A 13,740-nucleotide genomic window follows, 5' to 3' on the forward strand; every position below is an offset into this window, starting at 1 on the left:
AGAAAAATTACTCCTGGGCGGTGGAGTAGAGCTTGCCGCCTTGGGCGGTGTACTTTTCGCTCATCGCATCCATGCCGGCGAGGATTTCTTCGGGGCTGAGCACGTTGGCGGACACCACGTCGTTATCGACATTGGCCTTGGCCTTAGCCAGTGCCTCGGAGTCGATGCCAGCAGCAGCCTCCTTCACGATTTGCTGCTGGGCGGCCTCGCCACCGAATGCCTTGCGGATGTTCTGGGAGATGGCCATCGAGCAGAACTTCGGGCCGCACATCGAGCAGAAGTGCGCCATCTTGGCCGGCTCGGCAGGCAGGGTGTCATCGTGGAAGGCGATGGCGGTGTCCGGATCGTAGGACAGATTGAACTGGTCGAGCCAACGGAACTCGAAGCGAGCCTTGGAAATCGCATTGTCGCGATCCATCGCGTGCGGGTGGTGCTTGGCGATGTCTGCGGCGTGGCAGGCGATCTTGTAGGCGATCACGCCCTGCTTCACATCATCCTTGTTCGGCAGGCCGAGGTGTTCCTTCGGGGTCACGTAGCACAGCATAGCGGTGCCGTAACGACCGATCTCGGTGGCGCCGATGGCGGAGGTGATGTGGTCGTAACCCGGAGCGGTATCGGTGGTCAGCGGTCCGAGGGTGTAGAACGGGGCGCCCTTGCACACCGACTTCTCCAGTTCGATGTTCATGCGTACGGTATCGAACGGCACGTGGCCCGGGCCCTCGATCATCACCTGCACGTCCTTGGCCCAGGCGCGCTCGGTCAGCTCGCCCAGAGTCATGAGCTCGGAAAGCTGCGCGGCGTCGTTCGCGTCGGCCAGGGAGCCGGGGCGCAGGCCATCGCCCAGGGAGAACGCCACGTCGTACTTGGCGAAGATGTCGCACAGCTCGTCGAAGTGCGTGTACAGGAAGCTCTCCTGGTGGTGGCGCAGGCACCAGTCGGCCATGATGGAGCCACCGCGGGAGACGATGCCGGTCACGCGGTTGGCGGTCAACGGCACGTAACGCAGCAGCACGCCGGCGTGGATGGTCATGTAATCCACACCCTGCTCGCACTGTTCGATCACGGTGTCGCGGAACAGTTCCCAGCTCAGCTTGGAGGCATCATCCTCGACCTTTTCGAGGGCCTGATACATCGGCACGGTGCCGATCGGCACGGGGGAGTTGCGCAGAATCCACTCACGGGTGGTGTGGATGTCGTTACCGGTGGACAGGTCCATCACGGTATCGGCGCCCCACTTGGTGGCCCACGTCAGCTTCTCCACTTCCTCGTCGATGGAGGAGGTGACGGCCGAGTTGCCCATGTTGGCGTTGAGCTTGGTCAGGAAGGCGGATCCGATAATCATCGGCTCGGCTTCGGGGTGGTTGATGTTGCAGGGCATCACCGCGCGGCCGGCGGCCAGTTCGGAGCGCACGAGCTCCACGTCGCAGTTCTCGCGGGCGGCCACATACTGCATCTCCGGTGTGACGATGCCGTGGCGGGCGTACCACATCTGGGTGATCGGGTGATCCTTGGCGCGCATCGGCTGGTGCTTGCGGCCGCGCCATTCCTTGGTGGCGCGGCCACGCTTGATGGCGCGCTTGCCGTCATCCTCAAGGTTGCGGCGGCGGCCCTCGTAGTCTTCGATGTCGCCGCGGTCGCGGATCCAGTCGAGACGCAGGGGCTTCAAACCTTCCTTCGGGTCGCACTTGGGGCCTTCGGTGTTGTAGTCGTGGAACGGCGGGTTCGGGCCCACGCCGGGCGTGTCGCTCAGCTTGATTTCGGTGTACGGCACTTCCAGGTCGTAGGAACCGTACTGATAGGTGAACGGTACGGACTTGGTCTTGCGGATGTGCGCCTTGTCGCGCTGCTTGGAACCACGGGCGGCGATGTCCACGCGCTGCTGCTTGGCGAGCTTCTGGGCGTCCTTGGCGTCCTTGGCGTTGGTGAACTTCTTCTCAGTGGCCTCGGAGCCAGGCTTTGCGGCCACTTCCTGAGCAGCCTGAGTGTCAGCAGCGGGGGTGTGGGTTACGACGCGCGGCGCGTAGCCGTGCTTCTTGTCACCGCGGATGGCCTTCCAGCCTTCGACCATGGCGCGCGCGGCCTCTTCCGGGTTCTCGGCACCCGCGATGGCGGAGACCGCGAACCAGCCAGCGGCCTTGGTGTCGGCGAGCATGGCCATATCGGCTGCGGTCACGCCGCCGCCCACGACCACCGGGAACTCGCTGGCGACGCAGATGGTGTTGATCTGGGCGGCGTCCAGTGTCTTGCCGGAGCCGTCGTTGCCGCCCACGGAAGCCTCGGGCTTGGTGGTGGAGACGTGCAGAGGGCCGGCGCCAATGTAGTCAATGCAGCCGTCGGGCAGCTCGTTGATGAGCTGAACGAGGCTTTCGGTCTCAGCCGACAGACCCACGATGGCCTCGTCGCCGAGCAGGGCGCGGGCTTCGCGCGGCTCCATGTCGGTCTGGCCGATGTGCACACCGTCCACCTTGATGCCCTTGCGGCGGGCCTGCCACACCACGTCGGCACGGTCGTCGATCACAAAGGCCACGGAATCGGACTTCTCATTGTCCTCGATGATCTGCGCGATGTCGCGGGCCATGTCGGTCAGCTCAGAGGCATCGGCCTCCTTGGCGCGCAGTTGGATGAAGGTTGCGCCGCCGTGCAGAGCCTGATCCACCACGTCGGTCAGCGGACGGCCTTTGCAGTCCTCCGGCCCCACCACGAAGTACGCGGACAGGTCGAAGCTGTCTCGCATGGAGGCGTATGGGTATTCATTACTCATTATTATTCCTACCTTTGTTGTTTCTTGTGGAAGTCTTATTGGGAAAAACTGTTACGAGCTCCCTCATCAGAGGGAACTGAAACTACTGCACCAAAATCTCGGATTCCGCCACCTGTTCGGCGGTCACATTCCACAGCGCGTCAAGGAACGCGACCTGGAATGAGCCCGGCCCATGCGAAGTCGTATCGGCTATCTCTCCCGCGCGGTTGTACAGCAGAGATGCGGACAGAGCGGCGGTCAGCGGATCGGAAACCGCCAGATATGTGGCAGCCACGCCGCCCAGCGAGCAGCCGGCACCGGTGATCTTGGTCATCATCGCGCTGCCGCCCGGCAGTCGGTACACGGTTTCGCCGTCGGTCACCAGATCGGCGATGCCGGACACGGCCACGGCGCAGCGGGTGGAAGCGTCATGGGAGGAATGCTTGGCGTGCTGTTCGGTCAGATACTGTGCCAGCGCCACCGCCGCAACGGTTGCGGACTCCACGCCATCGACGGATTCCACTCCGGCGGGGCGGTGCTCGGAAATGTCCCCCACGGTTTCGGTATTGAGCCCCCACATGTTCGCCAGCGCGATTACCTCGGAGGCGTTCGCGCGAATCATGGTCGGGGGAGCGGCCTTGAAGGCCTGAAGAATGGCGGTGCGGGTGCGGCCGATGCCGGCGGCCACTGGGTCGAGCACCCACGGCTTGTCCAAGTAGTTGAGTCGCTGGGCGATTTCGGGCAGCGCGTCCTTATAGAACGGCAGCAGCGTGCCCACGTTGATGTAGTTCGCGCCCGCGATTTTCGCGGTTTCGATCACGTCGTCCGGCAGGAAACTCATGGCCGCAGTGCCGCCGGCCGCCAGTTGCGCGTTGGCAACCAAATTGATGGTCACAAAATTGGTGAATGACTGGGCCAACGGAGTCGTCTCGCGTACGCGGCGAACGGCATCGGCGATATTGTCGCGGATGGGTGAATCGGCTGGAACCGGAGTCCCGGCGGTACAACCGCTGGACATACCGGTAAACGATGATGCACTATTGCTCATTTACTGCTCCCTACGATGGTCTTAACCAACAGGTTCTAAGGGTCAGGCTCAGGCCTTTCTCAACTCGCGAACCACATGCGAGTCCCCCTGCACTACAGTGCCGACGCTATGCGCCAACATGGACATTATCGTGACGGATTTGTTCGATACGTGTCGTCAGGTCTGGCGCGTCCCGTCCATTCGTGATATGTGGACGCCTCCGCCGAGCAACATCTCCCGAATTTGTGACGCTAACGCGATGTCAGTGGTACAAATTGGGGAAGGGCAGAACAACAGGAACAATATGGAGGTGTTTGCGATATAGGAATCGCTGCGAACGGCCGCTCGTGAGACGCGGAACATATACCGGACAATGCCGCCTGACCTGTCACCGTATACGGCTATCCTGAAGCGGTTGTTATTAGACCCCAAACCGTTCAAACCAGAAGGTGCATTGTGGCTCAGTCCAAACTCGATGAAGTCGTATCCCTTGCGAAGCGTCGCGGCTTCGTGTTCCCCGCCGGCGAAATTTACGGCGGCACCCGTTCCGCTTGGGATTACGGCCCCCTCGGCGTCGCTCTCAAGGACAATATCAAGCGTGAATGGTGGCGCTCCATGGTCGTCACCCGTCCTGATGTCGTCGGTGTCGACACCTCCATCATTCTGCCGCCCGAAGTGTGGGTGGCGTCCGGCCACGTGAGCGTGTTCAACGATCCGCTCGTCGAGTGCCTCAACTGCCACAAGCGCAACCGCGCCGACAAGCTCGAAGAATCCTACGCCGAGAAGCACGGCGACAAGATGCCGGAAAACGGCATGAAGGACATCGTCTGCCCGAACTGCGGCACCCGTGGCCAGTGGACCGAACCGCGCGACTTCAACATGATGCTGCGCACCCACCTCGGCCCGGTCGAGGACGAGAACAGCCTGCACTACCTGCGTCCGGAGACTGCACAGGGCATCTTCGTGGACTTCAAGAACGTGATGACCTCCTCCCGTTCCAAGCCGCCGTTCGGCATCGCCAACATGGGTAAGTCCTTCCGTAACGAGATCACCCCGGGCAACTTCATCTTCCGCACCCGTGAGTTCGAGCAGATGGAGATGGAGTTCTTCGTCACGCCCGGCACCGATGAGGAATGGCACCAGTACTGGATCGACGCCCGCACCCGCTGGTACATCGACCTCGGCGTCAAGCCGGAGAACCTGCGCCACTACGAGCACCCGAAGGAGAAGCTCTCCCACTACTCCAAGCGCACAGTGGACATCGAATACAAGTTCGGCTTCCAGGGTTCCGACTGGGGCGAGCTCGAAGGCATCGCCAACCGTACCGACTTCGATCTGTCGGCCCACTCCAAGCACTCCGGCGAGGATCTGAGCTACTTCAACCAGGCCACCGGCGAGAAGTACGTGCCGTACGTCATCGAACCGGCCGCCGGCCTGACCCGCTCCCTGATGTGCTTCCTCGTGGACGCCTACGATGTGGACGAGGCCCCGAACACCAAGGGTGGTGTCGACAAGCGCACCGTGCTGCGTCTCGACCCGCGTCTGGCCCCGGTCAAGGCCGCCGTGCTGCCGCTGAGCAAGAAGCCTGAACTGCAGACCGTGGCACAGAACCTGGCCGACGACCTGCGCTTCAATGAATGGATGATCGACTACGACGAGTCCGGCGCCATCGGCCGCCGTTACCGTCGTCAGGACGAGATCGGCACCCCGTTGTGCATCACCGTGGACTTCGACACCCTCGAGGACCATGCCGTGACCATCCGTGAGCGTGACACCATGGCCCAGGAGCGTATCGCCCTCGACAAGGTGGCCGATTACGTGGCCGCCCGCATCGGCGAGAAGCGCACCCGCGTGCCCCTGAAGCCTGTGGAAATGGGCGGTGAGCCTTGGCCTGAGTCCGGCGTTCAGGAAGCCGGCGGTCTGTACTAAAGACGGGTCTGTATAGAGGCTCCCCTCTATGAGGGGAGCTGTCCACGAAGTGGACTGAGGGGAGCCAAAGCTATTTCAGAACAGGAACCACATGGCAGAATCTGAAACCGAAACCACCATCACCGCTACTCACGAGACCAACAATCTCGACCCGCGTACGGACGCGCCGGCACGGCCCGAGACTCCGGTACACATCGCCCCCGTGCAGCTCGGCAACATTACCGTGCCGACCCCGGTGGTGCTTTCGCCGATGGCGGGCGTGACCAACTGGCCGTTCCGCGTGATCTGCGAGGAATACGGTCCCGATGGTCTTTACGTGGCCGAGATGATCACCGCGCGGGCCCTCGTGGCGCGTAATCCGAAAGCCCTGCGTCTCTGCCATTTCGCCAGAAGCGAAAAAATTCGTTCGCTGCAGTTGTATGGCGTGAATCCGTCCATCACCGAACAGGCGGCGAAAATCGTGGTCGACGGCAACATGGCCGACCATGTGGACCTGAACTTCGGTTGCCCGGTACCCAAGGTCACTCGTCGCGGGGGAGGCTCGGCCCTACCATGGAAAACCGACATATTCACCGAGCTCATCCAGCGTGTGGTTGCCGTATGCGAGCCGGCGGGCATCCCCGTCACCGCGAAGATCCGCGTCGGCATCGACCATGACCATGAGACCTTCCTCGAAGCCGGACACATCGCGCAGGAGGAGGGCTGCAAGGCCGTAACCCTGCATGCCCGCACCACCGCCGAATACTATGGCGGTCATTCCGACTGGTCACGCATCGGCGAGCTTAAGGAACACCTCAACATTCCGGTATTCGGCAATGGTGATATCTGGGGTGCCGAGGACGCGCTCGAAATGGTGCGCGAGACCGGCTGCGACGGCGTGGCCATCGGCCGCGGATGTCAGGGCCGGCCGTGGCTGTTCGCCAACATCAGAAACGCCTTCGAGGGCAATACCGAACGGCTCAACCCGAATCTGGGCGAGGTCTGCCGGGTGATTCACCGTCATGCCGAGCTGCTTACCGAGTTTTATGAGGGCGATGAGATGATGGCCGTCCACGATCTGCGCAAGCACATCGCCTGGTATCTGAAAGGATTCCCGGTGGGTGGGTCCACCCGCAAGGCCTTTATGGAATGCGAGAGCCTGACCGATGTGGACCGCGAGATCGGCAAGCTCGACCCGACCATCGAATACCCGCCACGCGTGGTCGACAAACCGCGCGGCCGCGTGCGTTTCGCCAAGAAGGTGCACTTGCCGTATGGGTGGTTGGAATCGCGTACCACCACCCACGAAGAGCGTGAGGCGCTCTTCGGTGACGACCCAATGGACGCCAGTTACTGAGAAAATACTGAGAATACACGCAACACGCGCCATTCTGCGCGTGAATTTCCCTCCAAGAGTAGCCTGTTTGCGCTACTCTTGGGTGTAACCGTGAAGTGACAGGAGCCAAACGTGAGCGAGATCGCGCAGAATGAGTTCAACGACAAGACCAACATCAAGGTTGTTGGCGTCGGCGGTGCCGGCGGTAATGCCGTCAATCGCATGATTGCCGAGGGACTGCAGAATGTTGAATTTGTGGCGGTAAATACCGATGCGAAGGATCTTCTGCGCTCCGACGCCGACGTGAAAATCTCCCTGTCCGATCAGTCCAGCCGCGGACTCGGCGCTGGCGCGGACCCGGAGAAGGGTGCTAAGGCCGCACAGGATCATCAGTCTGATATCGAGGAATCCCTGAAGGGTGCCGACATGGTGTTCGTCACCTGCGGTGAGGGTGGTGGCACCGGTACTGGCGCCAGCCCGATCGTCGCTCGTGCGGCTCATCAGCAAGGTGCTCTCACCATCGCGGTTGTCACTCGTCCGTTCAGCTTCGAAGGTCCTCAGCGTTCCGCTTCCGCCGAATACGGCATCGACAACCTGCGCAAGGAAGTCGATGCGCTGATCGTCATCCCGAACGATCGCCTGCTTGAGCTTTCCGACCGTTCCATCGGCATCATCGAAGCCTTCAAGACGGCCGATACCGCACTCCTCGCCGGCGTGCAGGGCATCACCGACCTCATTTCGATGAATTCCTACATTCACGTCGATTTCTCCGACGTGAACTCCATTCTTCGTGGCGCTGGTACTGCGCTGTTTGGCATTGGTTCCGCGCGGGGCGAAGACCGCGCCACCCAGGCCGCCGAAATCGCCATCAGCTCCCCGCTGCTTGAGGAGAGCATCGAGGGTGCCCACGGCGCGTTGATCAACATTGCCGGCCCGACCGATCTGAAGCTGCAGGAAGCTTCCGCCGCCACCGAGCTTGTACGCAAGGCCATTCACCCCGAGGCCCAGATCATCTGGGGTCTTGCTCTGGATGATGCCTATGGCGACGAAGTGCGTGTTACCGTCATCGCGGCCGGTTTCGATCCGGTTGCACCGCAGGATCCCTCTGCCGCCGCTCCGGCAATTGCCGTACCGGCCGCCCAGCCGGCTGCCACGCAAACGCAGCAGCCCGCCGCCGCTCCAGCCGCCCAGCCCGTGGCCACTCCGCGTCCGGAATTCACCCCGGCGACCGCAGACCCGGCATCCCTGCCCTTTGACGATCCGACTACCTCGCATCCGGACATCGCCGTGAACGATCCCGCCGGCGATCTCGACATTCCTGATTTCCTGCGCTGAAAGGACTAATCCATGGCTGGGTTCATGAAAAACGCGATGTCCTATCTGGGCATGAGCGACGTTGTGGACGATGAGGACGACTACATCGAGGAGGACGAGGAGCAGAAGCCGGCTCCGAAGTCCGCATTCGATTCCGACCATACGGTCACGCCGTTGGCGTCAACCACCGCGCCTGCCGCATCGTCGACCACCAAGCCGTTCCCCGGTGGCCGCGTGAACAGAATCACCACCATCCATCCGAAGTCATATGAGGATGCTCAACTGGTCGGTCGCGCATTGCGTGACGGTGTTCCGGTCGTACTGAATCTCACCGATGTGGCCGAAGCCGTGGCATATCGCATTGTGGACTTCTCCGCCGGCGTGGTGTTCGGCGTGCGTGGTTCCCTCGAGCGTGTCACTCCGCGCGTGTTCCTGTTGAGCCCGGCGCAGGTGAACATCAAGGTCGAAGAGACGACAAAACCAGCCTCGGCACACGATTTGTTCGCTGACTGACCGGTTCAGTAGTTTTCGTATTCGACGTTATATCGATATTCGGCCGACTCCCAGCAAGGAGTCGGCCGATTCTTATTGTGCTCCGAGCAAACTTTTCATGCGTGGTTGTTAGTCTGTCAGCATGCTTTCCTTAGTGTTCTCTCTGATCGGCCGCATTCTTGCATGGCTCATCAACGCGTATATCACGGTTCTGTTCGTGCGCATGATTCTGGACTGGGTCTCCATTTTCGCACGAAACTGGTATCCACGTGGTGTGGTGGCCCAGCTGATCAACATTGTGTATTCCATTACCGAACCCCCTCTGCGCTGGCTACGTCGCTATATTCGTCCATTGCCGCTCGGCCCGATTTATCTTGATGTCAGCTTCATCGTGCTGTATCTTGCGCTGGTGGTACTAGAAAGTGTTGTTCTGATAGTGTTCTGAGGCCGTTTTTAACCCGCCGGAGGCATATATATGGCATAAAAACCCACGTCGAATGTTCTGAAACGATGGGGTCGTGATAGCATTCTGACTTGAGACCAACGTAAGTGCGGGCAATGCCCCAAAGCGAGGTGCAAGATTTATGGCTCTGTTGACGCCGAAGGATATTAGGGAGCATACCTTCCAGACTGTTCGATTCAAGGAAGGTTATGATGTCGACGAAGTCGATGACTTCCTTGATCAGGTCACGGAAACCGTCGAGGCTCTTGGACGTCAGGCGGTAGCCGGCGGTCAGGCCACCCAGTCTCTTGGTCCTGACGTGACCAACCTTAATGCGAAGATCTCCGATCTTACCGGTCAGGTGCAGCAACTCCAGTCGGAGAATGCTGATTTGAAGAACGCTGTGGCTCAGGCCCAGCAGGCCGCTCAGGCTGGCAATGATCAGGCAGCACAGCTTGCCTCTGCCAAGCTCAGCGAAGCCGAGGAATCCAACCGCGCGCTGTCCTCCCAGAATGAGCAGCTCAAGGGTCAGGTCGATCAGCTGAACGCTCAAATCGATCAGCTCACCGCTCAGGCCGCTCAGGCCTCCGGTAACCAGGAAGCCGTCGGCCAGCAGATCGCCGCCATTCAACAGGAACGTGATCAGTTCCGCGCGGCCAACGAGGAGCTGTCCCGTCAGCTCGCCGCTGCTCAGCAGGAGGGTTCCGCCGCTCAGCAGCAGTCCGCTCAGATCGCTGAGCTGTCTCGTCAGCTCGAAGAAGCCAAGCAGCGTGAAAACCAGCTTCGTGCCCAGGTTTCCAAGGTCGAGCCGAGCACTGAGACCGGTTCTCTGCAGAAGATCGCTGGCGCCGCTTCCATGCCGGGCACCGAGCCCGAGCGCGCTACCGCCATGCTGACCCTGGCTATGCAGCTGCACGATCAGTACGTGGAGAAGGGCAAGAACAAGGCCAAGGAAATCACCGAGGCCAGCCAGAACAAGTACAACGACCTGGTCACCAAGGCCAACAACTACTCCGAGCGTACCCGCTCCGAGGCCGACGACTACTCCACTCGTACTCGTTCCGACGCCGACACCTATTCGGATCGTACCCGCTCCGAGGCCGACGCTTACCGTGACCAGACTCACGCGGATGCCGAGACCTACTCCCAGAACACCCGTTCTGAGGCCGATGCATACTCCGTCAAGACTCGTCAGGATGCGGACAACTACTCCAAGTCTCAGCACGATGACGCTGACAACTACGAGAAGGAAGTGCAGCAGCGTGCCGCCGAGTATGACAAGAACACTCGTTCCGCAGCTGATGCGTACGACAAGAACACCCGCTCTGCAGCCGATACGTATGCCGAGCAGGTGCGCGACAACCTTCAGGCTCAGTCCAAGGTCGTCGAGGGCAACATCCAGAGCCTCAAGCAGTTCGAGACTGAATACCGCGCCCGCCTCACCGAGTACCTCGGCCAGCTGGCATCGCAGGTTTCCGAGTCGAACAACTACGTCGACCAGACCTCGTCCAAGACCAACTGAGCGTAGGCAGGTACAGGTCGTATGACGAACCAACAGGGACGGCTGCGCACTCGCGTGGCCGTCTTTGCATGTGTGGCCGCGGCTGCGCTGATTGTCGATCAGCTCACCAAGGCTTGGGCGATGGCCACGTTATCCAACGGTCAGACCATTCGCGTGATTCCCGGACTGCTGTCCTTCACCTTGGTGCGTAATCCGGGCGCGTCCTTGGGCATGGGATCAGGCGCTACTTGGGTAATCAGTCTGTTGGCCATTGTGGCTTGCGTGGCCCTTGCTGTGGCTGGGGTGCGCACTGTCTCCATGAAATGGTCGGTGGCGCTTTCTTTCGCGTTTGCAGGCGCTTTGGGCAACCTGATTGACCGTGTTATGTACGCTGACGGCTTCCTCAACGGCAAAGTGGTGGATTTCCTTAACTATGGCTGGTCCGTTGGCAATGTGGCGGATATCTATCTGGTAGTCGCCGGTGTGGTCTTGGTGATTCTGATTCTTATGGGGGAGCCGTTCTCCCACAAGGATCTTATCGAGCAATCCGACGAATCCCTACAGTCTGAGCCGGAGGCGGACGCCAAGTAATGAGTCGAATGGTCCCTGCTCCCGATGCATTGGTGGGTAAGCGTTTCGACGTAGCCGTGGCCAAAATGCTGGGTATTTCACGATCTAAAGCCGCCGATTTGGTCGACTCCGGACAGGCGCGCGTTTTAGGGCGTGAAGTTGCGCGGTCCAGCACGTTGCAGGCGGGGGAGACCGTCGAATTTGATTTGGCGGAGGAACAGGCCGGGCCTGAGCCTATCGCAACTGATATGGCTGTTGTCTACGAAGATGATGATGTCGTCGTAGTCGATAAGCCTGTAGGCGTGGCGGCGCATGCCTCGGTTGGCTGGACCGGTCCCACGGTATTGGGATCGTTGCGTGATCGTGGCGTGCATATCGCTTCCTATGGCGCGGCCGGGCGTGAAGGCATTGTTTCTCGCCTTGATGTAGGCACTTCCGGCTTGATGTTGGTGTGCAAGTCCGACCTTGCGTACACCGAGATGCGTCGGCAGTTCGCCGAGCATGAGGTAAAGAAAACCTATCATGCGCTCGTGCAGGGCGGCCTTAAAGAGAACAAAGCGACCATTGAGGCACCGATCGGGCGCGCCAAAGTGTCCGATTTCCGCTTCTGCGTGACTCCGGCCGGCAAACCGGCCGTTACGCATTGGGACGTGCTGGAGCGTTTCGGGCATGAGGCCACACTGGTATCCGTGAATCTGGAGACCGGACGCACCCATCAGATTCGCGTGCATTTCTCATCGATTGGGCATCCCCTGTGCGGCGACCCCATGTATGGTGCCAATCCGGTGCTGTCTGAAGCTTTGGGACTTGACCGGCAGTGGCTGCACGCCATGAAGCTCGAATTCCGCCATCCTCGCACCCGCGTCTGGACCACGGTCCGGTCCCAGTACCCGGCCGACCTGGCCGCCGCCCTCGATGCCATGCGTGCCCGTCACATCGAACCCGCTGAACCTGCCGAGCATGCCGAAGTTCTGGTGGACTAATTCCGCAACGTGTGCATCATGCGTTTTAATATTTAGATTCAGTTCCGGCCTCGCGGTAGTGTCCGCTTTTTTGCGCAGATTGGTTGTTGGCCAGCTGTTGGCGTGACTTTCATGCCGCTGCGCCTGGGTTGTCATCGAGCCGGGACATGTCCATGTATCGCCGGTCCGACCACGAGCGTGAGGTGACGTAGCGGATTCCGGCGCATACGAGCATGAGCGCGCTGTCGGAGCCGGGGAAGCCGCCCACGACCCGGGTGCGCCGGCGGATCTCCCTGTTCAATCGCCCGATCATGTTGTCCGTGCGCGGCTTGATCCCATGGTTCGCGGGGAACCCCGGCAGGAGGCAGGCGGCGGTCTCGCCGACGCCCCCGCGCAGGTGGTTCGCGGCCGCCTTGAGCTTGCGTTCCTCCGTTTCGCCCGCGACCGTCCCCGCCTTGGCCATGGCGGATTCGCGGTTTTCCTGCGCGAAGACGGCCTTCAGGGCGGCGGACGCCCATTCCCTGTGACCGGGCGGCGTCTTGGAGGGCACGTCGCGCATGAAACGCACCATGCGCCGCTGGCATCTTGCGTTCGGCGGCATCGAGTTGACCGTGGAGACGAGTCCGGCGCACCGGTCGCCGACCACCGGTCCGACGCCGATGGCGACGAGGACGCCCGCGTTCTCCACGCGCCCGCCCCACAGCAGCCGGCCGGTGTCGTCCACCCCGCGTGTGCTCACGCCCGCGAGGCACATCTCCATCAGCGCCTCCTCGACGCCGGATTCACGCCTCCGGCAGCGCTCGATCACCGTCGACCCGAACAGGGCGCCCTTCAATTCGGGCGCCTTGAGACTCAACTTGCCGGCCTCGGCGGCCAGCGTGCGCCCGTGGTGGCCGGCGCGGAACGCCTTCCGGCCGGTCCTGCGCTCGTATCCGGCGGCGTTGGCGATCTCGTCGGCCTCGGCGTCGGGCATGGCGTTGATGGTCCGCTCGACCTTGACCCGGACCAAGGCATCGGGCTTGGACTCGAACATGGCGTCGTCGAACCGTATGATTTTATCGGACATGGCTCCCGGCCTTCTTTCTGATCGCGGTTTTCATGTGCAAGCGACTGAAAATCGTACCAAAGCTGGGCCATGTCCTTTTCATCGGAACCCACAACCGAATCTACGCAAGAAGACGGGCGTTATCCCGACGGCGTTCAACTTGAACGCCGAAGGTGTTCAGATTAAGTGCTGAAAGCGTCCACCTCGATTTGACGTTGATAATGGTTATGCCGGTTTCTGATCGGTGATAATGGTGGATGACGGCTTGGGCGGTGACCCCACATTTGACTGACGCCATCGGTTCCGGTGGCTGTCCTTATTTTGATTTGTCCCGCCCATGGCCGCCGACCCGTGGGCCATGGATGCATGACCTCATAGGAGCGTGGCCGCTCCCGTCGGATCC

At 61.1% G+C, this 13,740-nt stretch carries 11 protein-coding genes and 1 riboswitch; of the genes, 8 read left to right on the plus strand and 3 right to left on the minus strand.

From position 1 onward, the window contains the following. Positions 1–7 precede the first annotated feature (7 nt). Entirely contained in the window at positions 8–2,761 is a 2,754-nt protein-coding gene (thiC, locus tag FYJ31_RS10880; protein ID WP_154536665.1) for a phosphomethylpyrimidine synthase ThiC, read from the minus strand. A gap of 82 nt (positions 2,762–2,843) precedes the next feature. After that, entirely contained in the window at positions 2,844–3,788 is a 945-nt protein-coding gene (locus FYJ31_RS10885) for a hydroxyethylthiazole kinase (protein ID WP_154536666.1), read from the minus strand. Beyond that, positions 3,779–3,887, minus strand: a riboswitch (TPP riboswitch). (Overlaps the previous gene by 10 nt.) Before the next feature lie 336 nt (positions 3,888–4,223). Between FYJ31_RS10885 and FYJ31_RS10895 the strand changes: the two genes are divergently transcribed. From FYJ31_RS10895 to FYJ31_RS10930, 8 genes are all read left to right on the plus strand, one after another. Then, positions 4,224–5,696: a glycine--tRNA ligase gene (locus tag FYJ31_RS10895; protein WP_013141017.1), complete on the plus strand. Its 1,473-nt coding sequence runs from the start codon at positions 4,224–4,226 to the stop codon at positions 5,694–5,696. Between the two features lie 91 nt (positions 5,697–5,787). Then, positions 5,788–7,032, plus strand: a complete 1,245-nt coding sequence (gene dusB / locus FYJ31_RS10900; RefSeq protein ID WP_081292293.1) for a tRNA dihydrouridine synthase DusB — start codon at positions 5,788–5,790, stop codon at positions 7,030–7,032. Positions 7,033–7,143: 111 nt separating this feature from the next. Next, positions 7,144–8,346: a cell division protein FtsZ gene (ftsZ, locus tag FYJ31_RS10905; RefSeq protein ID WP_326831208.1), complete on the plus strand. Its 1,203-nt coding sequence runs from the start codon at positions 7,144–7,146 to the stop codon at positions 8,344–8,346. A gap of 12 nt (positions 8,347–8,358) precedes the next feature. Continuing rightward, a complete protein-coding gene (locus FYJ31_RS10910) occupies positions 8,359–8,838 on the plus strand; it encodes a cell division protein SepF (RefSeq protein ID WP_032745304.1) in 480 nt (159 codons plus the stop codon). Between the two features lie 121 nt (positions 8,839–8,959). Beyond that, positions 8,960–9,262, plus strand: a complete 303-nt coding sequence (locus FYJ31_RS10915) for a YggT family protein (RefSeq protein WP_060620837.1) — start codon at positions 8,960–8,962, stop codon at positions 9,260–9,262. Positions 9,263–9,401: 139 nt separating this feature from the next. Beyond that, a complete protein-coding gene (locus FYJ31_RS10920) occupies positions 9,402–10,781 on the plus strand; it encodes a DivIVA domain-containing protein (protein WP_154536667.1) in 1,380 nt (459 codons plus the stop codon). A gap of 21 nt (positions 10,782–10,802) precedes the next feature. Further along, positions 10,803–11,351 carry a signal peptidase II gene (gene lspA, locus FYJ31_RS10925; protein ID WP_154536668.1) on the plus strand — a complete coding sequence of 183 codons (549 nt, stop codon included), beginning with the start codon at positions 10,803–10,805 and terminating at the stop codon, positions 11,349–11,351. Continuing rightward, on the plus strand, positions 11,351–12,313 hold the full coding sequence (locus FYJ31_RS10930; RefSeq protein ID WP_032745300.1) for an RluA family pseudouridine synthase: 963 nt from the start codon (positions 11,351–11,353) through the stop codon (positions 12,311–12,313). The genes lspA and FYJ31_RS10930 overlap by 1 nt, the downstream gene beginning before the upstream one ends. A 109-nt stretch (positions 12,314–12,422) precedes the next feature. Here the strand turns inward: FYJ31_RS10930 and FYJ31_RS10935 are convergent, their stop codons facing one another. After that, positions 12,423–13,358 (minus strand): transposase, encoded by a 936-nt coding sequence (locus FYJ31_RS10935; RefSeq protein ID WP_154536669.1) that lies wholly within the window; start codon positions 13,356–13,358, stop codon positions 12,423–12,425. Positions 13,359–13,740 lie beyond the last annotated feature (382 nt).

It is taken from the genome of Bifidobacterium sp. WCA-178-WT-4B (assembly GCF_009696495.1).
GTDB classification, from domain to species: domain Bacteria; phylum Actinomycetota; class Actinomycetes; order Actinomycetales; family Bifidobacteriaceae; genus Bifidobacterium; species Bifidobacterium infantis.

Coding starts and splice junctions, on each gene's coding strand:
- FYJ31_RS10885 (WP_154536666.1), bottom strand. CDS start 3,788: ATGAGCAATAGTGCATCATCGTTTACCGGTATGTCCAGCGGTTGTACC.
- thiC (WP_154536665.1), bottom strand. CDS start 2,761: ATGAGTAATGAATACCCATACGCCTCCATGCGAGACAGCTTCGACCTG.
- FYJ31_RS10920 (WP_154536667.1), top strand. CDS start 9,402: ATGGCTCTGTTGACGCCGAAGGATATTAGGGAGCATACCTTCCAGACT.
- FYJ31_RS10930 (WP_032745300.1), top strand. CDS start 11,351: ATGAGTCGAATGGTCCCTGCTCCCGATGCATTGGTGGGTAAGCGTTTC.
- lspA (WP_154536668.1), top strand. CDS start 10,803: ATGACGAACCAACAGGGACGGCTGCGCACTCGCGTGGCCGTCTTTGCA.
- FYJ31_RS10915 (WP_060620837.1), top strand. CDS start 8,960: ATGCTTTCCTTAGTGTTCTCTCTGATCGGCCGCATTCTTGCATGGCTC.
- dusB (WP_081292293.1), top strand. CDS start 5,788: ATGGCAGAATCTGAAACCGAAACCACCATCACCGCTACTCACGAGACC.
- FYJ31_RS10910 (WP_032745304.1), top strand. CDS start 8,359: ATGGCTGGGTTCATGAAAAACGCGATGTCCTATCTGGGCATGAGCGAC.
- FYJ31_RS10935 (WP_154536669.1), bottom strand. CDS start 13,358: ATGTCCGATAAAATCATACGGTTCGACGACGCCATGTTCGAGTCCAAG.